Here is a 20,948-nt window from a genome sequence, read left to right as displayed (position 1 = left end):
TCCCGCGGCCAGGCGACGGCGACGGCGGCGCGCTCCGCAGGATTGTCGCTGGCGCCCTTTCGTGCTCCCCTGGTGATCGCGGAGGAGCCCCGTGGCATCGGTCGCTCCCTCGCCGGCGCGACGCGCAGCTCGGGGTCCTCCCTTACGCTCTGCCGACCGCCGGCCCGTCAACGCAGTCGTGTGGAGGCTCCCATGTCGATCGCCGGTCCCCTCTTAGGAATCGTGATCACCCTCGTCGTGCTGGGCGTCATGGCCGTGGTGTTCGTCACCGTCTTTCTGCCCATGATGAAGAACGCGAACAAGATGCTCGCGGGCGCGAACGAGATGATCCAGGCCCAGACGGCGGCGGCCAACCTCCGCATGACGGGCCTGCCCGCGCAGGCCCGCGTGCTCGTCGTCCAGCCCACCGGCACCATGATCAACTACCAGCCGCAGTGCCGGGTCGACCTCGAGGTGTATCGCCCGAACGCGCCGCCCTACCGCGCGGCCATCCTCGCGGTCATCCATCAGATGGCGATCCCGCGCGTGCAGCCGGGCCTCGTCGTACCGGTCAAGATCGACGCCGCCAACCCCAACAACATCGCGCTCGACGTCTGAATCCGGGCGGTGGGGGGATTCCCCCACCTCGCAGGAAGGATGGAACCGCCAAGGCGCCATAAGACGCCAAGATGGATGTCGGGATCAGGCCTGCGAGAGGGCGCGGGGCGAGCCCGGACGCCTCACAGCGGGATGTCGACGGGCACGAAGCAGGAGATGTTGGTCGTGACGCGGAAGTTCGACCCGTCGGTGTGGCGCTCCGCGTGGAAGATATCCATCGCGTAGTTGTTGCCCGGGAAGATACCGAGGTCGTCGGCCATGGCGTCGAAGTCGATGATGCCTGTCTCCGGCCCGTGCATGCTCCCGAGGTCGACCGCGAGCTTGCCGTTGATGAAGATCCAGATGTCGTCGTCGCCAACGAACGTGAACTTCTGACCGGCGACGTAGCCAAACATCAGGTGGATCTCGGTGGTGAAGAGGAAGTTCCGGTCCCTGCCTGCCGGGGAGATCCCGAACCCCTCGTCCGGCGCCAGCGGGAAGAACGCCGCGCTCTCGAACACGTACTGCCCCGATCCGGGCGGCGATTCCTCGAGCGCGAGCTCCTTGGTGAACGTCATGTTCACGCCCGGCACGTCCCGGTACCACTGGTTGAAGGATTCCTCGCTCGTGATGGTTTTCTGGGTGCCGACCCCGTCCCTGCAGCCCAGCTGGGTCTCCCTGTCTGCGAAGCAGCCCACGGAGTCGAGGAACTGCGGCTTCAGGTCGCCGTCGAGCGTCGGCTTGATGAGCTTGCGGCGGGGCTCGTCGCCCCTGAAGGTGGGCATCTCGAAGTCGGGGTGCGTTTCCTTGAAGTCGCGATACGTGACATCGAGGACGCTCTTGCAATCGCTGCCGCCTGCGCCGCCTGCGCCGGCGCTCGCGTTGCCCCCTGTGATGGTCCCGAAGTCGTCGCCGGTCGAGCTGCTGACGCCGCTCGTCGGCGTCCCGCTGCTGCTCGCGGGCGTCCCGCTGCTGCCGCCGGACCCGGAGGTCGGGCTGCTGCTCTCGTCGGGCGTCGAAGAGCACGCCAGGGCTACCGCTGCGAAGGTCAGAAGAAAGAAAGAACGAGGGTACATGGTGCACTCCTAGGGAGCAGAAGAACAACCATATTTCGCGGCTTTTGTCAACCACGTCTCCTGGCGATCGCGCGGTGAAGCGTTGCGGCAAGCGATGCCGCAAGTGTACCGGCAAGCGCGGGAAACATGCCTTGTTCGATGGGCCAGGCGGCTGCGGCGCGCCTCCCTCGCTCCCCGCGGTTTTCTTGCTTCTCTCGCTTGCCGTCTCTTGTTTTGCGTTGCGCTCGCGTTGCGCACCTGTCGAATCCGGCCACCACCCTGGGCGGGCTCAGGCTCAGACGAGGCGGTGTCCCCCGTCGACGCGCAGCACCTCGCCGGTGGTGAACCCGTTTCCCATGAGGAAGAGCGCGGCATGGGCGATGTCGGCAGGCGCGCCGACGCGCCCGACCGGGAGGCGGCGCGCGTGCTGCTCGAAGCGCTCCTGCTTGGCGCCGCCCGCGAGGGAGTTCCAGACCGGCGTGTCGACCCAGCCTGGCGACAGCGCGTTCACGCGCACCGGCGCGAGCTCCACGGCCAGGGCGCGCACGAGCGCCATGAGCGCGCCGTTCACCGCGGCCACGACCGCCCCGCTGGGCCCCGGCCGCTCCGCCGCGATCCCGGCCGTGAACGTGAGCGAGCCGCCCGGCTCGATCCGCGCGTGCTTGGCGACGTGGAGGGCCGCGACGAGCTTCGAGTCGATCACGCGGCGCGCCGCGGCGATGTCCAGCGCGCGAATCGGCTGATAATGCCCCTCCACCGCCGTCACCACCACATGGCGCGCCGGCGGATGCTCGTTGAACAGACTCCGCACCTCGGCCTCCTGCGTCGCGTCGGCCGCGAAGGTGCGCACCCGGCGCGGCTCCCCGAGCCCGGCCGCGGCGCGCGCGAGGCGCTCGCGCGAGCGGCTCACGACGGTCAGAGACGCGCCGCGCTCGAGGCAGGCCCTGGCCACGCCGAGGCCGATGCCCGACGAGCCACCGATGACGACGACATGCTGATCTTCAAGGTCCATGAGCGAGGCGTAGCGCGCGCGCCTCGGGCGAACCATGGGATGCTGTGGCATGCTCCGTCCCATGAGCGGGATGATCTCCCTCGAGGACGTGCGCCTCTTCGCGGCCGTCGCTCACCACCTGAGCTTCGTGGAGGCGGCGCGCCGCACGGGGGTGCCCACGAGCACCGTGAGCCGCCGGGTGGCGCAGCTGGAGGAGGCGCTGGGGGTGCGGCTGCTCCAGCGCACCTCACGCCGGGTCGGCCTCACCGGCGAGGGCGCGCGGCTGATCGAGCGCGCCGGGCCGCTGCTCGACGAGCTCGGCTCGGTCCTCGACCGGGCCGCGGATCGGGAGGACGAGCCCGCGGGCAGGCTCCGGGTGACGGCGCCCGTGATGACGGGCGCGCAGCGGATCGCACCGGCGCTGTTCGCCTTCGCCGCCCGGCACCCGCGCCTGTCGCTGGAGCTCACGCTCACGAACGCGGTCGTCCCCCTGGTCGAGGAGGGCGTCGATCTCGCCTTCCGCGCCGGGCCCGTTCAGGACGCCGACCTCGTGGCGCGGCGGATGTGGTCGCTCCCGTACGCGCTGGCCGCGTCGCCGCGCCTCGTGAAGGACGCGCTCGATGGCCGCTCGCGGCTCGCGCGCGCGTCGCTCGGGTCCGTGCCCGCGGTCCTGAGCCACCCGGGCGCCGCATGGCGCCTTCGCCGGCGGGACGGATCCATCGAGGAGGTCCGGCCGCGCGCGCAGCTCTGCGTGAACGATCCGCGGGTGGCGATCACCGCCGCGGCGCAGGGGCTCGGCGTGGTCTGCGCGCCCCGCGAGGTGATCGAGCAGCAGGGCAAGGCGCTCGTCGAGCTCACGATCACGGGGCGCACGGTCGAGCCCCGCGAGCTCTTCGCGGTCTACCCGTCGCGGCGGCTGCTCTCCACGCGGGTGCGGCTGGCGATCGACTGGGTGATGAAGCACCGCTGACGGCCCCGGCGCGCGGCGCGGCCGCGATCAGGACACCTTGAATTCAATCCGCTGCCAGTCGGCCGCGACCTCGATCTCGACGCCCCCGTCGATCGCGCGGTGCGACCTGGCCCCGACCACGGAGCGCGGCGCCGGCACGCCGTGGACGCGGATCGTCTCCACCTCGCGCGCGAGCGGCAGATCGCCCGTCGCGCTGCGCTCGAGCGCGAACGTGGCGCCGTCGAGGCCGCCCTCGATCCGCGTGACGCGCGACGCGCCGTGGCCGTCGCCCTCGTCCTCGTAGAGGCGGCCGCTCACGCGCTCCGCCGCGTGGACGTGCCACGTGATCTCCTCCCAGCTGGCGCTCGTCGTGTGCATCCGAGGCGCGGTGAGCGCCACCGCGCCTCCGGCGCGCAGCCACACGGGGACCACCCCGAGCGGCGCATCGGCGATCACGTGGCGCCCGCCCTGGTCCACGCTCCCCGCGCGCTCCAGGTTCGCGAAGTCCATCCATGCGCCCGCGGGCAGGTACACGAGCCGCTTCGACTGCCCTGGCCGCACCACCGGCGCCACGAGCAGGTCGGCGCCGAACAGGAGCTGATCGAACGCGTGGAGCGCCTCGGGGTCGCCCGGCGCCGCGAAGGACAGCGGCCTCAGGACGGGTATCCCCGTCTCCGCCGCCTCGCGCATGAGCGTGTACAGGGCCGGCAGGAGCCGGTAGCGACGCTCGAGCGCCGCGCGCGCGAGGCCGAGGTACGGCTCGCCGAAGCGCCAGGGCTCCTGCGCCGGCCTGCCCCTCGCCGCGTGGTTGCGCATCAGCGGATAGAACAGCCCCGCCTGCATCCAGCGCACGAGAAGCTCGCCGTTCGCGCGCCCCGTGAAGCCCGGGATGTCCGCGCCCACGAACGGCACGCCCGAGAGGCCGAGGCCGATCAGCATCGGGATGGACGCTTCCAGGTGCGTGAAGTTGCTGGCGAAGTCGCCCGTCCACACCGCCGCGTACCGCTGGATGCCGGCGAAGGCGGCGCGCGTCAGCACGAAGGGGCGCCGCTCCGGAGCGTGGCGCGCGAGGCCCTCGTGGGCGGCCCGCGACATGCCGAGTCCATAGACGTTGTGGACCTCGAGGTGGCGCCGGGCGCCGTGGCGCGCGTCGTCGGGGAGCGTGCTGCCCTCGATGGCGCCGAGGCCCGCGGTGCGCCCGCCGCTCGGCGCCGGCAGGCCCCTGTCGGGGCGGACGGAGAAGCACGCCGGCTCGTTCATGTCGTTCCAGATGCCGGCGATGCCCGCGTCGACGAAGGGCTTTTGCAGATCACCCCACCAGCGCTGCACCTCCTCGCGCGTGAGATCGGGGAAGACCGCCGGGTCGGGCCAGACCTCTCCCACGAGGGTGCCGCCGCGAGGCAGCCGGACGAGGTAGTCTCGCGCTCTCGCCTCCTCGTAGACGGCATATCCCTCGTCGGCCTTGATCCCCGGGTCGACGATCGTCACCAGCTTGACGCCCTCGGCCGCGAGCTCGCGCGCGAGCCGCGCCGGGTCGGGGAAGCGCGAGCGGTCCCAGGTCCAGACCCGATAAGCATCCATGTAATCGATATCGAGGTGGACAACGTCGAGGGGGAGGCCGCGCGATCGGTAGCCGCGGACGACGCCGCGCACGTCGTCCTCGGTCTCGTAGCCCCAGCGCGACTGGTGCGCCCCGAGGCTCCAGAGGGGCGGCATGGCCGGGCGCCCGGTGAGCGCGGCGTAGCGCCGGAGGACGTCGGCCGGGTGCGGGCCGGCCAGGAGGTAGACGTCGAGCTCGGGGCCCCGCGACTCCCATTCGATGCGGGTCGGGTCGTTGAGGGCGATATCGACCTCCGAGCGCCACGGCTCGTCGAGGAAGAGGCCCCAGGCCACCCCGCCGCGGAGGGCGATGAAGAAAGGGATCGAGGCGTAGAGGGGGTCGGACTCCACGTGCGGCGGGAAAGCGTCGGTGTTCCAGAAGGTGAATCGCAGGCCGCGCTTGTCGAGCGGGCCGACCTTCTCGCCGAACCCGAGGTAGGCCTCGCCCGGCGGCGCCGCGAGCGAGAGCCTGGAGCGGAGCTCGTCCACGGGGAACGCCGGCCGGACCTGCCCCGAGACGGCCTCGCTGCGCGCGAGGGCGCGGCCCTCTGCGTCGCTGAAGATCCATGTGCCCGCGGCGAGCGAGATCTCGAGAGAGGCGCCCTCGGCGCTCACGTGGAGCGTGCCCCCCTCGCGGCGCGCGGAGAGCGGCAGCGCGCCGTCTGCCACCACGGCGAAGGAGTGTTTGGGGGGCAGATCGGGGTGCGTGAAGCTGGTCACCGCGGACGAGGGGGCGTGGCGCACGCGCAGCACGCCCGGGCCAGGACAGCGGATCTCGACCGCGGCGCGGGCGCCCCAGAGGAGCACGTGCGTCGCGCCGATCGAGGCGTCGGTGAGGAGGCTGTGCGCGCCCGTCACGGCCCCCCCAGCCGCCCCGGCGGCGGCAACTCCAGCACTGGCGGCGGCGGCTCTCCGGCCGGTCCCTCCTTCTGCTTCTGCCAGTCCGGGTCGATCCAGAGCCATTTGATGAGCTGCGTGTTCCGCGCGTTGGGGATGAAGCCCCTCACCCACGGCTTCACCAGGGTCGGCTTCTCCTCGAAGTAGAGCGGTATCCTGCTCATCCCGTCGAGCGCCCGCCGCTCGGCCGCCCGGAAGCGCCGGATGCTGTCTTTGGGATCGGCCGTCGCTGCCGCCTCGCCGACCGCCTTGTCGAACTCCGCGTCTGCCCAGCCGGTCCGGTTCTGGGGGCTCTGCGACAGGAACGTCCCGAGCCACGTCTGCGGATGGTTGTAGTCGGCCAGCCAGCCCAGCCGGATCACCTGGAAGTTGCCGTCGCGGAAGTTCTTGAGCATCACCCGCCACTCCTCGCTCCGCAGCGTCGCGGAGACCCCGAGGTGGCGCTTCCACATGTCCTGGATGGCCACGGCGACCTGCGCGTGCCCCTCCCCCGTGTTGTAGAGGATCTCGAGCGGCGGAAACCCCTTCGCCCGCAGCTCGTCTCCCTCGCGGGCGACCTCGTACCCGGCCTCGGCGAGCAGCGCGCGGGCGCGCGCCGGGTCGTGGCCGACCTCGGGGCTCGAGAACGGATCCACCCCGCGCGCCCTGTCCTCCGCCGCCTGCTCGGCGTAGCCGGATCCGGTGATGTCGGGCACGTAGTGCGTCGCCGGCTTCCCGAGCCGCGTGATCTTCTCGACGAGCTCCCGCTTGTCGATCGCGAGGTTCAGCGCCCACCGGACGCGCGGATCGTCGACCGGCGGCTTCCTCGTGTTGAGCTCGTAATACACCGTGGAGAGGAACTCGCTGCGCCGGAGATCCTTCTTCCCGGACAGCCAGCTGCGGTGGTCGTACGGGAGCTCGCAGTTGTCTCCCAGGTAGTCTATGTCCCCGGCCTTGTAGAGCTGCAGGGTGGCGTTGTACTGGGCGATCTCCATCCAGACGATCCGGTGGATCCTGAGCGCGTCGTGGCCCCAGTACGCCGGGTTCCGGTTCATCGTGATCTCGTACCGGAACTTCCACTCGTCGAGCCGATACGGCCCGTTGACCACCATGTTCTCGGGGCGAAACCAGAGCTCCGGCTCGCCGCGCGCCTCGAACGGCTCGACGACGTCGCGGCGCACCGGGAACAGGGTGACGAAGCTCGTGAGATCGGTGAAGTACGGCGTCGGCTGCTCGAGCTCGACGTCGAGGGTCAGGTCGTCGCGCGCCCGCACGCCCACGGCGGCGTCGTCCTCCACGAGCGATGACGTGGCGACGAACCCGGTCGCCCCTCCGGAGCCGGAAGGCGGCGCGGCGCGAGCGCCTGGGGCCGCGGCGGGGTCGTACGTCGGGAGGCTCGCGTGGGGCGCGACCAGCGCGTACGCGGCGGCCTCCACGGGCGCGAGCAGGCAGCCCGGGAGGAAGCCGCGGCCCGCCGGCCCCTCGATCTCGAACCAGCGGTCGGCCGCGCCATTGCAGGCGATCGGCGGGCCGGCCGCGAGGAGCGCGACCTCGGCGCCCCGCCACCCGCCGCCCGGGGTGGCGTCGCGCGGCGCGGGCGGCGGGGTCACGCCGGCCGCGTCGAACGAGAGCCGCTCGCCGGCGCCGGTCGCCTCGTCGGGCTCGGCGTAGGTCACCGAGGTCACCCCGGTGGGCGGCGCCGGCAGGGGCGCCACCGCCGACGTCACCCGGGCGGGCGACTGGCCGAGCACGACGACGAACGCCCCCTTGGGCAGATCCAGCGCGGGCGGCGCGTCGGGACGAGGCGCGCGGCGCAGCGTCGCGCCCTCGCGCAGCGCCTTGAGCTTGCCCAGGTTGAAGAGCTCGCCGTTCTTGAGGACGTGCAGGTTCGTCGCGGCGAGCGAGGCCGTCGACGGGCGCAGCACGCGCTTCCACGCGTACTCGAAGTCATGCGCCGTGACCGGCTTGCCGTCCGACCAGCGCGCCTCCGGCCGCAGGTGGAACCGGAAGAGCCGGTTGTCGTCGCTCCGCTCCCAGCGCGCCGCGACCCCCTGCGCCGCGTGGAGATCGCCTGGCGCGTAGCTGGTCAGCCCCTCGAACATCTGGTGGAGCAGCGTCATGCTCACCGAGTCCACGGCCTTGCCGGGATCGAGGTACTCCGGCTCGTCGCCGTTGTTGACGTAGAACGTCGTGGCGTCCTTGCCGACGCGCGACGTCGTCCCGACGTAGCCCTCGGTCTCGCTCGCGCAGGCCGCGAGCGGGCACGAGAGGGCCGCGAGCAGGAGCGCTCTATCGCGCCTCAGATCCGCGGCCCTAATCGGCGAACCCCTTCGGGTTCTGCTCTTGCCAGCGCCAGCTGTCGCGGCACATGGTCTCGAGATCGCGCTCCGCGCGCCAGCCGAGCAGCTCGACCGCGCGCGCGGGATCCGCGTACACCGAGGCGACGTCCCCGGGGCGGCGCGCCACGATCTCGTGCGCGACGCGCCTCCCGCTGACCTTCTCGAACGCGGCCACCATCTCCAGCACCGAGTGCCCCCGCCCGGTGCCGAGGTTGACGGTGAAGCTGTCGCCGACGGTGAAGATGCGGTTCAGCGCGGCGAGGTGCCCGAGCGCGAGGTCGACCACGTGAATGTAGTCGCGCACGCCGGTGCCGTCCGGCGTCGGCCAGTCGCCCCCGAACACCCGGAGCTTGTCGCGCCGCCCCACGAGGACCTGCGTGATGAACGGCGTCAGGTTGTTCGGGATCCCGTTCGGATCCTCCCCGATGAGCCCGCTCTCGTGGGCGCCCACGGGGTTGAAGTAACGCAGCGACCCGAGCGACCAGCCCCCGGTGGCGGCCACGTCGCGCAGGATCTGCTCCACCATGAACTTGGACTGCCCGTAGGGGTTGGTCGGTCCGAGCCGGCTCCCCTCGTCGAGCGGCACGCGCTCGGGATCGCCGTACACGGTGGCGGACGAGCTGAACACCAGCTTCCGCGCGCCCCGCGCGTCGAGCGCCTTGAGCAGGCACACGGTCCCCGCGACGTTGTTCTCGTAGTACGAGAGCGGCTTCTCGACGGACTCGCCGACGGCCTTCAACCCCGCGAAGTGGATTGTCGCGTCGATCGGGTGCTCGGCGAGCAGCCGATCCAGGAGCGCCGCGTCGCGGATGTCGCCCTGGATGAACGTCACCTGCTCCCCGGAGATCCGCTCCACCCGCTCCACCGCCGCCTTGCGGCTGTTGCAGAGGTTGTCGAGGATCACCACCCGGTAGCCCGCGTGGAGGAGCTCCACGCAGGTGTGCGAGCCGATGTAGCCCGCGCCTCCGGTGACCAGGATCGTCTTGCTCATGTCGTTCTCCCGAGAGGGTCTATGCCGCGCTCCCGTCGATGAGGCCACGGCACAGGCCGGCGCGTCAACGGGGACCTCGGGGCGCAGCCGGCCCGTCCGGCGGTGGCGTCAGGGCACGTCAGGGGACGCCGAGCCGCCCCGGCGTCGGGAACTCGAGCTCCGGAAACGCGGTCTGGTTCGACGGGTTGTCGCGCCAGCTCGGGTCGTTCCACAGCCACTTCACGAGCTGCACGCCGCGCGAGTTGCCCTTGAACCCCTTGACCCAGGGCTTCACCAGCGTCGACTTCGTGTAGAAGTAGAGCGGCAGCTTGGGCATCCCGTCGAGGGCCCGCTTCTCCGCCTTGCGGAACGCCCGGATGCTCTCCTTCGGATCGGCCGTCGCCGCGGCGGCGCGCATCAGATCGTCGAACTCCTGGTCGGCCCATCCCGTCCGGTTCTGCGGGCTGTACGAGAGCAGCGTGCCGAGCCACGTCGCCGGGTGGTTGTACTCGCCGATCCAGCCGAACCGCACGACCTGGTAGTGCCCGTCGCGCACGTTCTTGAGCATCACCTTCCACTCCTCGTTCCGCAGCGTGACCGAGACGCCGAGGTGACGCTTCCACATGTCCTGGACCGCGACGGCGATCTGCTTGTGGCCCTCGCTCGTGTTGTAGAGGAGCTCGAGCGCCGGGAAGTTCTTCGTCCGGTACCCGTCGCCCTCCTGGACGACCTCGTACCCTGCCTCGGCGAGCATCGCGCGGGCGCGCTCCGGGTTGAACGCGACCTCCGGCGACGAGAACGGATCGACCCCGAGCTTCCTGTCCTCGGCGGCCGCCTCGTCGTAGCCCGATCCGGTGTAGTCCGGGACGTAGTGCGTGGCCGGCGTCTGCCCCGCCCGAGTGACCTTCTCGACGACCTGCCGCTTGTCGACCGCGAGGTTGAGCGCCCAGCGGACGCGGGCGTCGTCGACCGGCGGCTTCTTCGTGTTGAACTCGAACCAGTAGATGGAGAGGTACGGATACCGCTGGAAATCCCGCTTGGTCGACAGCCAGTCCATGTGCTCGGCGGGGAGCGAGGTGTTGTCGCCCAGGTAGTCGAGATCCCCCGCCTTGTAGATGTTCATCGTGGCGTTGTAGAGCTCGACCTCCAGCCACACGACGCGGTGGATCTTCAGCTTGTCGCGGTTCCAGTACATCGGATTCCGCTTCATCGTGATCTCGTAACGGAACTTCCACTCATCGAGCGTGTAAGGGCCGTTGACCACGATGTTCTCGGGGCGGAACCAGAGCTCGGGCTCGCCGCGCTTCTCGAACGCCTCGATCACGTCCTTGCGCACGGGGAAGAGCGTCACGTAGCTCGTGAGATCGGTGAAGTAGGGCGTGGGCTGTTCCAGCTGCACGTCGAGCGTATGGTCGTCCCTTGCCCGGACGCCGACGGCGCCGTCGTCCTCCACGAGGAGCGCGTCCGGCACGAAGCCCACGGGGGGCTCGCCCTGCGCGGCGCCGGCAGAGGGCGGCGCCGCGGCGTCGTACGTCGGGAGGCTCGTGTGCGGCGTGACGACGGCGTACGCCTCCGACCGGGGCGCGCCGCCCGCGCTCTCCTTGCCCGGGTTGCCGGCGTTGCCCGCAGGAGGGACGAGCGCACAGCCCGGGAGGAAGCCGCGCGCGCCGCCCCGCTCGATCTCGAACCACCGGTCGGCGGCGCCGTTGCACTTGCACGGGGGGCCCACGCGGACGATGTCGACAACGGCGCCCTGCCAGCCGCCGCCGGGCGCCGAGCCGAGCGGCGCCGCGCCACCAGCGGCCGCGTCGCCTCCTGTCGCGCCGCCTCCTGCGGCGCCGAACGAGAGCCGATCGCTTGCGCCGCCCTTCGCGTCGCCTTTCGCGAAGGTCACGGCGGCGGAGCCCTCCGGCAGCGCCGCCAGGGGAGCGATCGCGGTGTCCACCTGGATCGGCGAGCGCGCCAGCACCACGACGAACGCCCCCTTCGGCAGATCGAGCGCGGATGGCGCGTCGGGCCGGGGGGCCGCGCGGAGCGGCGCGGCCTCGCGCAGCGCCTTGAGCTTGCCGAGGCTGAACAGCTCGCCGTTCTTGAGGACGTAGAGGTTCGTCGCGGCGAGCGACGCCGTGGAGGGGCGCAGCACCCGCTTCCACGCGTACTCGAAGTCGTGCGCCGTGACCGGCTTGCCGTCGGACCAGCGCGCCTCCGGCCGCAGGTGGAACCGGAAGAGCCGGTTGTCGTCGCTCTGCTCCCAGTGGGTCGCGACCCCCTGCACCGGGCGGAGGTCGCCGGCGCCGTAGGTCGTCAGCCCCTCGAACATCTGCTGCACGAGCGTGGAGCTCGCCGAGTCGTTGGATTTTCCTGGATCCAGGTACTCGGGCTCGCTGCCGTTGTTGATGTAGATCGTCTCCGTGTCCTTGCCGACGCGCGCGGTCGTCCCGGCATACCCGCCTTCGCCCTCGCTGCACGCCGAGAGCGCGAGGATCGCGAGCCCGAGCGCCGCGGAGGCGCCGCGCGCCCCGCAACCGGCGCTCCCGCCGCCCCCCGCGCCGCCGGCACCTCGTCGCTCCGAAGCCCGTCGCATATCGCGCGCGTAGCACGGCGCTCCGGGGGCAGGAAGACAGGGGTCGTTTCGTGTAAGGTCGCGCGCGCGCCATGCTGCACGACCGCGTGTCCTCCTCGCCGCGCGCTCTCCCGCGCTGCTCCGCGCTGCTCGTCGCGCTGCTCGTCGCGCTGCTCGCAGCCGGCTGCGGAGGCGCGGCCTCCCCGGGCGCGACGTCCCCGGCGGCCGCGCAGTGCGATCCTGCGCACCTCGACGGGTGCGAGCGCGCCCTCGCCGCGGCGCTCGCGGAGGGCCGGCCGCCGCGCGAGCTCGCCCTCGGCTACGTCGCGGCCCGCGCCGCCCGGGACGCCGACGACCCCTGGGCGCTCGTGCTCCGCGACCTCGACCGGCGCGGCGGGACCGGGCCGCGGGCCGCGGTCATCGTCGAGGCGGGCGCGGAGGTCGCGGCGCCAGCGTCTGCGGCCGCGGCGGACGCGAAATGGATCCGTACAGCGCCGCTGCCACCCCCCGGGGCCCTGGGCGCGGACGCGCTGCTCCTCGCGATCGGCGACGCCCTCGGGTACGAGCACCTCGTCCACGCGCGCGCCCGCCACGGCGCCGTCCAGCTCTTTCCGGCCGATCCGCTCGCGCCGTTCATGGCCGGTCTCGCGCCGATCGCGCGCGGCGACGCGCCGCTCTCGCGGGTCGCGGACGACATCGCGCTCGCCGCGCTCGTCCGCCGCGCCTTCGGCGCCGCGGGCCGCTTCCGCTATGTCGAGGCCGCGGCCGCGGCCGACGCCCTCGCGGCCGCGGTGAAGGGGCGCGACCCGAACGACGAGCCGGTCCTGCGCGGCCGCTACGCGCTGCAGCTGCTCGCGACCGCCGGGGTCGCGCTCGAGGAGGCCGAGGACGACGCGACCGGCACGCCCTCGGCCCCCAGGCTGGACCCGCCGCCCGCGCCGGGCGACACGCCTTACGGCGACCTCCTCCGCGTGCGCACGGCCCGGGACGGCCGCGCCGCGTGGCGCGCCCGCGGCGCGGCCGTGCTGCGGGCTGTCCCCGCGGACCGGCGCGCCGCGCTCGACGACCTGCTCGGCAAGGCCCCTGGCTGCGGACGGGACGTCGCGCCCCTCATGGAAGGCCCGCGTGACCTCGTGTTCGCCGCGGCGCTCGCCGGCGCCCTCGCCCCGGGCGACCCTGCCGCTGCGCCCGCGAGCACCGCGGCGGCGCCGGGACGACGCCTCCCGCTCGACGCATGGCTGCCCCGCTACGAGGCGCTCGTCCGCGCCGTCGACCAGACGAGCACCACGTGGGCCCTCGCGCCCAGCCTGCTCCACGAGCGCGGCCCCGCGCCCGCCGCGGGCCAGGCGGGCAGCGCCGTCCACCGCCGCGCCACCGAGCTCGGCCTCGCGCACCTCGCCGCGCTGCGCGCCCTCGCGGAGGCCGAGCCGCGCCGCTACCGCGCGCTCGCGCTGATCCCCCTCGCCTACAGCCCCGGGGTGCTCGCCGACGTGCCGCTCCGCGACGCCATCGTCGACCTCACGCAGATCGCCGTGCAGCGCCGCATGGCCGAGGCGCACGATCCGGAGGCCGTCCTCGGCGCGGCGCTCGCCGGCGTCTTCGCGGGCATGGCGTACCCGCCCGAGGTGCAGCCCCCGCACTTCCTCGCCCTGCAGGGCGCGCTCACCGCCAAGCTCCGCGGCGAGCTCACCGAGCAGGCCGGCTGGGGCGTCGCCGGCCTCTACGCCGCCGACGCGCTGTACCGGCTCGCCTCCGGTCAGGCGCCGGATCTCGCGTTCTCGTCCGCGCAGATCGAGCGCGCGCTCGCGCCCGCCCCGGCGCTGCCCTACCCCGGCCTCGCTGCGCTCGCCGCGAGCCTCTCCCGCTACGCCGCGCTCGGCGCCGCCAGCGCGCTGGATCCGCAGGCGACCGACGCGGCCAGGCTCCCCCCGGAGCGCCGGCAGGCGCGCGACGCGCTCCGGCGCGCCGTCGCGGGGCTCGCGGCGGGCGATGCCGACGCCGGCGCCGGCGCGGCCGGCGCCGCGGAGGCGCCCCCGCCCGAGCTCGTCGAGGACGTCACCGCGCTGGCCGACGGCGTCCTCGCCGTGCTCCTCACCGAGCGCTCGCGCAAGCCGCCGCCGGCCGGAGCCGCCTGCGCCGCCGGGCGCGGGCCGAGCCCCGAGGCCCGCCGCGCCCTCGCGCGGCTCGGCGACGTCCGCCGGCGGATCCTGCTCGCGCCGCGGTACAGGCAGGGCGGCGGCCCGTGGGCGCGCCGGGCGCGGCTCCTCGTGACGCTCCTCTCCGACGCCATCGATCTCCTCTCGGCGCCGCCGCGCGCCGCCGGCGCGCCTGCGCGCGTCGCTCCGCCGCGCTTCACCCTCCCGGCCGCGGACGCCGAGGCCGCCGTCGCCGCGGGCCTGTCCGGCTGGGTCGACCATGACCTCGCCGACGCGCTCACCGGCGGCTACGCGCTCGCCCGCGCGCTCCTCGAGTCGTCCACCGCGGAGCGCTTCGCCGAGCGGAGCGGCGCCCCGCTCGGCCGGGTGCTCCGCGGGCTCTCCTCGGCGTTCCGCGACGATCCGGCGCGGCGTGGCGGCGTCGGACGAGGCCCCGCCGGCGGCGCGCTGCTCGACGCGCTCGCGTCGCTCCCCGCCGCGAGCGACGGCGGCGGCGATCTGCGGGGCCTGTTCGTCGGCTACGCCAGCGCGTTCTCCGCCCTCGGGCTGCGCGACCAGGCCGACCTCGCGCTGCTCGCCTCGCTCCTCGGCGCCGCCGTGCTGGGCGGGCCGCCGTCGCCGGACGCCATCGCGCTCGCGAACGACAGCGGCAGCCGGGTCGCCTGGGCGCTCTCGTACCTCGGCGAGATCGCGAAGGCCCGGGCCGGCGTTGCCCCGGATCCGTCGGCGTACGCTGCCGCCATGAGCAAGGCGTCGGACGACGCCTGCCAGGCGGCCGACACCGGCGACGTGCTCGCCCTCGTCGGCGCCGTGCGCGACTTCGCCGGCGGCCGGCGCGCCGAGGCGCGCGACGCCCTCGACCGCGTCCTCGCCGCCGCCGACGCCCGCGGCCTGCGCGTGCCGCGCATGACCTACCGCTACGAGGAGAAGACCGCGACCCGCGTCTTCTCGCTCAGCTTCGACGTCTCGTACGGCGCCGGGCTCCTCGAAGGCGCGAACAGCTTCCAGCTCGGCCTCGGGCTCCGCACCCGCGGCGAGCCCGAGGGCTCCCTCGCCGCGGCGCTCGCGCCCGAGGGCTCGCCCCGGAGCGACGAGGACGCGGCGCGCGCCTACGTCAGCGCCGCGGCGCTCGCGGCCGCCTACCACTTCCTCGACGGCGACGCCGAGCGCGGCACCGCGGCGGCGCGCCGGGCGATCGCCGCGCTCTCGTTCGGCCTCCGGCTCGGGCGGCGGGCGCTGCGCCCGGACCAGCCGCTCGCCTGGGGCCGGGACGCCCGCGCGCTGCTCGCGATCGACGCCCAGCTCGCGGCCGAGGCCGGTCACCCCTTCCTCGCCGGCGACCTCTGGACGCTCGTCCGCGGCCTCCTGCCGCCCGACGCCAGCGACGCCGCGGTCGCGGCGCTCCTCGATCCGCTCCCGGCCGGCCTCGCCGCGGTCCAGGGGCTCGACCCGCTCGTCGCGAGGACCGCGCGCTCGCTCGCCGCGGTCGCCAGGCCGCTCGCGTGCACCGAGGCCAGGGTCGAGCTCGGCGGCTACGAGGAGCCCGCCTGCGACGCCTACCCGCTCGCGCTCTCGCTGCGCATCGCCGACGTCCTCGGCAAGCTGCCGCACCTCCAGCGACGGGCGCGCGCGGGCAGCGCGGCCGCGTGCCCTGCCCTGCGCAGCCTCGACGGCTTCCTCACGGCGGCGGAGCGGGGGACGTACGACCCCGACGCGTTCACGGCCGCCGTGGAGGCGCTGCGGCAGAGCGGCCGGCTCTACGACGCCGGCGTGATGCTGGCGCGGCAGCGGCGCGAGGGGCACTGCGGCCCCGCCGTGCTCGCCGCAGCGCGCGCGCTCGGCCGCGCTCCCTCGCTCGGCCCCGCGCTGCGCGCGGATCTGCTCAGCGTCGCGGTGCGCTGCGCGGCCGCGGCGCTCGACGCGAGCGTCGTCGATGACCTGATGGCGCTCGACGGCGAGACGCGCGCCCTCCCCGATCTCGGCCGCAACCTGAAGGTCGTGCTCTTCGCGACGGAGCTCGCCGTGCGCGAGCAGCGCTGGGACGTGCTCTCACGGCTCTCGAAGCAGCCCGACTTCGTGGGTCGCTTCCGGGGCGAGGACGAAGGCGCGGCGGCGACCGCGCGCCTCATCGAGGCCGCGGCGGCCGTGCTCGCTGGCGAGCCTGCGCCGCGCGCCGCCCCCGGAGACGGCGCGCGCGACGCGCCGTGCGGCGCGCCTCTCGCCGGCGATCGCGCCGCGCTGTGCGCCGAGATCGAGCGCCTGCGCCCGGGCGCGCTGCCCGAGCCGCAACGCCGCCAAGCCGCGCGCGAGGCGCTCACGAACCTGCTCGCCGCCGCGCGCGGACAGGCTCGCTAGCCTGCCCGCTTGCGCGGCGCCGAGCGCCTACTTCACGCTGGCGGGCTTCGTCTCGGCCGGCTTCGTGTCCGCGGGCTTCGCCGCGGCCGGCTTCGTGTCCGCGGGCTTCGCCGCGGCGGGGGCAGGTGCGGCAGGCGCGGCGGGCTTCGCCGCGGCGGGCTGCGCTGCAGCCGGCGGCGCGGCGGCGGGCGCCGGTGCGGCAGGCGCGGCGGCGGGCTTCGCATCCGCGGGCTTGGCGGCGGCCTTCGGGTCCACCGGCTTCGGGTCGGAGGCCTTCGTGGGGCCCTTCGGCGCTGTCGCGGGCACGCCGGCCGGCTTGAGGCCCTTGGTGGCGGCCGCGGCGCAGGCGAGCTCGACGCCGGTGTCCTTGCCCTCGAGCCGCATGATCTTGATCTCGACGCGGCGGTTCTTCTCCTTCGCCTCCTCGGTCTCGCCCGGATCGGTCGCGCAGTGCGCCCCGTAGCCGGCGGCCCGCACGCGGTTCTTCTCGACCCCGAGCGCGGTGAGCGCCTTCACCACCGCCTCGGCGCGCTTCTTCGTGAGCGTCACGGTGGCGGCGTCGTTGCCGACCTTCTCGGAGTAGGCCGCGACCTCGACGAACTGGATCTGCGGATGGTCCTTGAGGATCTGCGCGATGTTCGCGAGGAGCCCCTGGGAGGCGGGCTCGATATCGGGCTTGCCGGCGACAAAGGCGATCTTCTCGTTGAGCTTCACCTCGTTGCCGTCCAGCGCGACCGGCGGGACGTCGGGACAACCGTCCTCGTCCTTGTAGCCGTTCTTGACCTCGGCCTCGGTCGGGCACTTGTCGGCATCGGCCACGAAGCCGTCTCCGTCCGGGTCGGTCGACTTGCAGCCGTCCTTGGCGTCGGGCGGCAGGCCGTCCTCTTTCTCGGCGACGCACTTGTCGGCGCCGTCGTCGAGCACCCCGTCCGCGTCCGCGTCAGGGGGCGGCGCAGGCGGCGCAGGCGGCGCAGGCGGCGGCGGCGGTGCCGGCGCCTTCGCGGTCTGCTGCTGGGGCTCAACCGCGCAGCCGGCGCTCGCCGCGAGCAGCGACACTGCGAATGCCATTCCAAGCCATCTCGTCGTTCGCATCTCCTGGGCTCCTCTCCTTGGCGTCGTTGATGGCGCCGAGCGCCAGCGTGTTTAGACGACTACGCCGGAAACTGCGAGATGGATTCGTACGGCGGCGCGCGCCGCTCCCCCTCGGCAGCGCGTCGGTCCCCCGCTCCGGAGGCGACGGCGAGCCGTCGAGTTCGGCTCGATCTCGGCGCGTCGTTCGCTCCTTGGCGCGAGCAGCTAGAGTTTCCCCGACGGGAAATCCATCTCGTCGATCTTCGATTTCGGCGCTGCTTTCCTCGACTTGAGCATCTGTTCCTTGAGCATCTGCTCCGCGGGCACCGACGAGGTAGGCTTCTGTGCGGGCGGAGGCGCCACCTTCGGGCGAGGCTTCGGCGCGGGGCGAGAGTTGCTCTCGTCCTTCTTGTCGAGCTTCTCGTTGACGGGCCCCGGCGCCGGGGTCTTCTCCGTCGGCGCGCGGAGCGCCTCGAGCGCGCGCTCGCGCGCCGCGGCGACCTCCGGCGCGTCGCGGCCCGCCGGGTCGAGCCGATCCGCCTCGTCGAGCTGGTCCAGGCACCGGCGGAAGGCCGCCTCGTCGCAGGCGCGCAGCGCCTCGGCCCGCAGCGACCGCGCGCGCTCCAGCGCGTCGAGCGGCGAAGGCGGCGCGATGGGCGGCAAAGGCCCGTCGGGCGGCGCGCTCGGCTGCGGCTCGGGCAGGGGCGCGATCACGGGCGTCTCGCTCGTCGATCGCAGGAGCCGGGCGACGACGATCGCGAGGATGGCCAGCGCCGCGACCGCGGCGAGCTCGGCCATCCAGCGCTCCCGCATCCATCGCCGCATCCGCGACACGCGCTGCCGCACCCGGGCGGCGGGCACCTGCTCCTCGGCGGCGATGCTCTCGAGCTTCTCGCCTTCTCCTTCGCGGGCCATCCACGACAGCGTCTGGCGGGCGTCCCGGCTCGCGGAGGCCTGCTCTTCCGCCCAGCGCGCCAGCTCGCGCGCCTCGACGGGCGGCGGTCCGACCGGCAGGTCGGGCAGATCCGTCGCGGCCTCCCGGGCCGAGCGCCGGTGGTGGTCGGCCACCTTGTGGCGCGCGATCCCGAGGAGCCAGCGCCGGAGCTCCGTCGGGTCGGCCGGGCGCCCCGGCGACGCGAGCGCGTCGCAGAGGACGGTCTGCACCACGTCGTCGACCTCGCCGCTCTGGACGCGCCGCCGCACGAAATCCTCGAGGGCTCGGCGGAGCCCCGGCTCTGCCAGGGGGTTCGTCGCGGGGGTGCGGTCCTCGGTGGTCATCGGCGTGCTCATCGACCCTGCATCGCGCCGCGGCCGCGGAGTGTGACGCGCCCGATCGAGAATACTGCAGACCCCGGCCGGGCGTCACACTCTCCAGCCCGGCGCCGACGGTCGGGCATGCTCCTCAGGCCCCCTTTCGTCCTCGCCGCGGCGTTGCTCGCCGCATCCCTCACCCACACGGTCCCCTCCCTGACCGCCGCCCAGCGCGGTGCCCCGCCGGTCACCGAGATCCGGATCGACAAGAGCGAGCACACGCTCGATCTCGTCGCGGGCGGCAAGATCGTCCGGTCCTACCGGGTCGCCCTCGGGCCGGGCGGGCCGGGGCCGAAGCGCTACGAGGGCGACAGGCGCACCCCTGTCGGCACGTACCGCGTCGCGGGCCGCATCAACGGCCTGTTCCATCGGTTCCTGATCGTCAGCTACCCGAACGAGGAAGACCGCGCGCGCTTCGCCGAGCTCAAGCGGCGCGGCGAGGTCCCGCCGGGCCGCGGCGTCGGGCACAGCATCGGCATCCACGGCGTGGGGAGCGCGCAGCTCGCCGGCGTGCACAAGGAGAGCGACTGGACGCTCGGCTGCATCGCCCTCGACGACGACGAGATTGACGAGATCGCGCGTCGAACGCCGGACGGCGCCAAGATCGTGATCACCGACTGAACGGGCGGTGCTAGGGTAGCCGGTCAAATCGACGGGCTGTCCGTCGAGGATGAGAGCGCGACGGCGAGGCCGGCGCCGCCCTCGCGCCTGCCCTGGAGATCGTGCATGTCTCGCCGTTACTGGCTGATGAAGAGCGAGCCACAGAAATATTCGTTCGCGCAGCTCGTGCGCGACGGCCAGACGATGTGGGACGGCGTCCGGAACTTCGAGGCCCGCAACAACATGCGGGCCATGAAGCAGGGGGATCTCGTGCTCTTCTATCACTCGAGCGAGGGCAAGGCCGTCGCGGGCGTGGCGCGCGTCAAGCGCGAAGCGTACCCGGACCCGACGGCCGACGCCGACGAGGACTGGAGCGTGGTGGACATCGAGCCGGTCGCGCCGCTCAAGGTGCAGGTGAGCCTCGACACGATCCGCGGCGACGAGTCGCTGGTCGAGATCTCGCTCTTGAAGCGGTCGCGGCTCAGCGTGGTGCCCGTCTCGAAGGAGCACTTCGATCGGGTGCTGAAGCTGGGCAAGACCAAGATCGCTTGACGCGCGGACCCGGGGAAACGACTAATCCCGTCGTGAACCTCCGCCCCGGAGCCCGACCCCTCGCCGTCTTCTTCCTCGGCAGCTTCCTTGCCAGCGCCGCGTGCGGCGGCCCACCCACGCCGTCCCCGATCGACGGGGAGCCTATCTGCCCCGACTTCGAGATCGGCGCGACGCGCGCCCACATGCGCGGGAGCCTTCGCTTCCCGGTCACGCTGACGGTGCGCGAGGGCAAGGAGCCGATCACCCGGACGACGCTCACCGGGCGCCGGTCCAAGGACGACCCGCCGAGCCGGATCCTCCTCTCCGATCAGGACGCCGAGTACGAGCTCGAGTGGGCCCAGTGCGAGAACGAGCGCGCGCCCCGGGCGCACGTGGCGGGGCACGAGGCGAAGCACACCGCGGAGTACGCGTGCGGCAACGCGACCGTGTTCAAGACCGACAAGCTCGTCACCCGGAAGGGCGACGCCGCGTCGCGCACGGTCCACTTCGCGGCCCCGCCGAAGGCGGAGTGCTGGGAGAGCGAGCTCCCCCCAGCGCCCCCGCCGCCCGCGCCCCCTGCGGCGCCCGACCAGCCGCCGCCGGACGCGGGCGCCGAGGCCGACGCGGGCACCGCGCCGGTGGACGCGGGCGCCGCGCCGGTAGACGCGGGCGCTGGGCCGGTGGACGCCGGCGCGCCCCGCGACGGGGGCGCAGGCGGCGTCGCGAAGCCTCGCCGCACGGGGGCCGCGGACGCCGGCACGACCCCGCCTAGCCCCTAGTTCCGCCCGCCAGAGCGTCGGCCCGGGATCCGGAGAGAGATTTCAACGCAAAGACGCAAAGACGCAAAGACGCAAAAAAGAACAGAATTTGTATTTTTGCGTCTTTGCGCTCTTGGCGTCTTTGCGTCAACTCTCTCTTCGTTTGCGAGACGGATCCCTGGCCGGATTTGTGGCACGCGGGACCAGGGCCTGTTCGTATATCTCATGAGGCGATCGGTCGGCGGGCT

General features: G+C 73.5%; 14 protein-coding genes. 6 read left to right on the top strand and 8 right to left on the bottom strand.

What is annotated here, in order from left to right; translation table 11 throughout:
- Window positions 1-192: 192 nt before the first annotated feature.
- Window positions 193-597, top strand: a complete 405-nt coding sequence (locus WMF45_RS19640) for a hypothetical protein (RefSeq protein ID WP_437553661.1) — start codon at window positions 193-195, stop codon at window positions 595-597.
- A 122-nt stretch (window positions 598-719) separates the two neighbouring features.
- On the opposite strand, the gene WMF45_RS19635 is transcribed toward WMF45_RS19640, so the two are convergent.
- Both WMF45_RS19635 and WMF45_RS19630 read right to left on the bottom strand, forming a co-directional pair.
- Window positions 720-1,652, bottom strand: coding sequence for a fibro-slime domain-containing protein (locus tag WMF45_RS19635; protein WP_437718409.1), 933 nt, complete (start codon window positions 1,650-1,652; stop codon window positions 720-722).
- A gap of 274 nt (window positions 1,653-1,926) precedes the next feature.
- On the bottom strand, window positions 1,927-2,643 hold the full coding sequence (locus WMF45_RS19630; protein WP_437718408.1) for an SDR family oxidoreductase: 717 nt from the start codon (window positions 2,641-2,643) through the stop codon (window positions 1,927-1,929).
- Between the two features lie 61 nt (window positions 2,644-2,704).
- Between WMF45_RS19630 and WMF45_RS19625 the strand changes: the two genes are divergently transcribed.
- Window positions 2,705-3,592 carry a LysR family transcriptional regulator gene (locus WMF45_RS19625; protein WP_437718407.1) on the top strand — a complete coding sequence of 296 codons (888 nt, stop codon included), beginning with the start codon at window positions 2,705-2,707 and terminating at the stop codon, window positions 3,590-3,592.
- Window positions 3,593-3,619: 27 nt separating this feature from the next.
- Here the strand turns inward: WMF45_RS19625 and WMF45_RS19620 are convergent, their stop codons facing one another.
- The 4 genes from WMF45_RS19620 to WMF45_RS19605 form a co-directional block, all read right to left on the bottom strand.
- Window positions 3,620-6,028: a glycoside hydrolase family 31 protein gene (locus WMF45_RS19620; protein WP_437718406.1), complete on the bottom strand. Its 2,409-nt coding sequence runs from the start codon at window positions 6,026-6,028 to the stop codon at window positions 3,620-3,622.
- A complete protein-coding gene (locus WMF45_RS19615) occupies window positions 6,025-8,166 on the bottom strand; it encodes an ABC transporter substrate-binding protein (protein ID WP_437718405.1) in 2,142 nt (713 codons plus the stop codon). The genes WMF45_RS19620 and WMF45_RS19615 overlap by 4 nt, the downstream gene beginning before the upstream one ends.
- Before the next feature lie 193 nt (window positions 8,167-8,359).
- Window positions 8,360-9,376 carry a UDP-glucose 4-epimerase GalE gene (gene galE / locus WMF45_RS19610; RefSeq protein WP_437718404.1) on the bottom strand — a complete coding sequence of 339 codons (1,017 nt, stop codon included), beginning with the start codon at window positions 9,374-9,376 and terminating at the stop codon, window positions 8,360-8,362.
- Between the two features lie 118 nt (window positions 9,377-9,494).
- Window positions 9,495-11,939, bottom strand: coding sequence for a peptide ABC transporter substrate-binding protein (locus WMF45_RS19605; RefSeq protein WP_437718403.1), 2,445 nt, complete (start codon window positions 11,937-11,939; stop codon window positions 9,495-9,497).
- A 71-nt stretch (window positions 11,940-12,010) separates the two neighbouring features.
- Between WMF45_RS19605 and WMF45_RS19600 the strand changes: the two genes are divergently transcribed.
- Entirely contained in the window at window positions 12,011-16,429 is a 4,419-nt protein-coding gene (locus tag WMF45_RS19600; RefSeq protein WP_437718402.1) for a hypothetical protein, read from the top strand.
- 27 nt (window positions 16,430-16,456) lie between these two features.
- On the opposite strand, the gene WMF45_RS19595 is transcribed toward WMF45_RS19600, so the two are convergent.
- Complete coding sequence (locus WMF45_RS19595; RefSeq protein ID WP_437718401.1) at window positions 16,457-17,497, bottom strand: OmpA family protein; 1,041 nt, start codon at window positions 17,495-17,497, stop codon at window positions 16,457-16,459.
- Between the two features lie 228 nt (window positions 17,498-17,725).
- Entirely contained in the window at window positions 17,726-18,790 is a 1,065-nt protein-coding gene (locus WMF45_RS19590) for an RNA polymerase sigma factor (RefSeq protein WP_437718400.1), read from the bottom strand.
- Window positions 18,791-18,895: 105 nt separating this feature from the next.
- Here WMF45_RS19590 and WMF45_RS19585 point away from each other — a divergent pair, with 105 nt between their 5' ends.
- The 3 genes from WMF45_RS19585 to WMF45_RS19575 all read left to right on the top strand — a co-directional run bounded on the left by WMF45_RS19585 (window position 18,896) and on the right by WMF45_RS19575 (window position 20,721).
- Window positions 18,896-19,432: a L,D-transpeptidase family protein gene (locus WMF45_RS19585; RefSeq protein ID WP_437718399.1), complete on the top strand. Its 537-nt coding sequence runs from the start codon at window positions 18,896-18,898 to the stop codon at window positions 19,430-19,432.
- A gap of 105 nt (window positions 19,433-19,537) precedes the next feature.
- A complete protein-coding gene (locus WMF45_RS19580) occupies window positions 19,538-19,963 on the top strand; it encodes an EVE domain-containing protein (protein WP_437718398.1) in 426 nt (141 codons plus the stop codon).
- Window positions 19,964-19,995: 32 nt separating this feature from the next.
- Window positions 19,996-20,721 (top strand): hypothetical protein, encoded by a 726-nt coding sequence (locus WMF45_RS19575; protein ID WP_437718397.1) that lies wholly within the window; start codon window positions 19,996-19,998, stop codon window positions 20,719-20,721.
- Window positions 20,722-20,948: the final 227 nt, after the last annotated feature.

The sequence above is a fragment of the Sorangium sp. So ce448 genome (genome assembly GCF_051520915.1).
GTDB classification, from domain to species: Bacteria; Myxococcota_A; Polyangia; order Polyangiales; family Polyangiaceae; genus Sorangium; species Sorangium cellulosum_B.
This window is presented reverse-complemented; position numbering and strand designations above follow the sequence as displayed.

Coding starts and splice junctions, on each gene's coding strand:
- WMF45_RS19630 (WP_437718408.1), bottom strand. CDS start 2,643: ATGGACCTTGAAGATCAGCATGTCGTCGTCATCGGTGGCTCGTCGGGC.
- WMF45_RS19605 (WP_437718403.1), bottom strand. CDS start 11,939: ATGCGACGGGCTTCGGAGCGACGAGGTGCCGGCGGCGCGGGGGGCGGC.
- WMF45_RS19595 (WP_437718401.1), bottom strand. CDS start 17,497: ATGGCATTCGCAGTGTCGCTGCTCGCGGCGAGCGCCGGCTGCGCGGTT.
- WMF45_RS19585 (WP_437718399.1), top strand. CDS start 18,896: ATGCTCCTCAGGCCCCCTTTCGTCCTCGCCGCGGCGTTGCTCGCCGCA.
- WMF45_RS19615 (WP_437718405.1), bottom strand. CDS start 8,166: ATGACGCTGCTCCACCAGATGTTCGAGGGGCTGACCAGCTACGCGCCA.
- WMF45_RS19640 (WP_437553661.1), top strand. CDS start 193: ATGTCGATCGCCGGTCCCCTCTTAGGAATCGTGATCACCCTCGTCGTG.
- WMF45_RS19600 (WP_437718402.1), top strand. CDS start 12,011: ATGCTGCACGACCGCGTGTCCTCCTCGCCGCGCGCTCTCCCGCGCTGC.
- WMF45_RS19580 (WP_437718398.1), top strand. CDS start 19,538: ATGTCTCGCCGTTACTGGCTGATGAAGAGCGAGCCACAGAAATATTCG.
- WMF45_RS19590 (WP_437718400.1), bottom strand. CDS start 18,790: ATGAGCACGCCGATGACCACCGAGGACCGCACCCCCGCGACGAACCCC.
- WMF45_RS19635 (WP_437718409.1), bottom strand. CDS start 1,652: ATGTACCCTCGTTCTTTCTTTCTTCTGACCTTCGCAGCGGTAGCCCTG.
- WMF45_RS19625 (WP_437718407.1), top strand. CDS start 2,705: ATGAGCGGGATGATCTCCCTCGAGGACGTGCGCCTCTTCGCGGCCGTC.
- galE (WP_437718404.1), bottom strand. CDS start 9,376: ATGAGCAAGACGATCCTGGTCACCGGAGGCGCGGGCTACATCGGCTCG.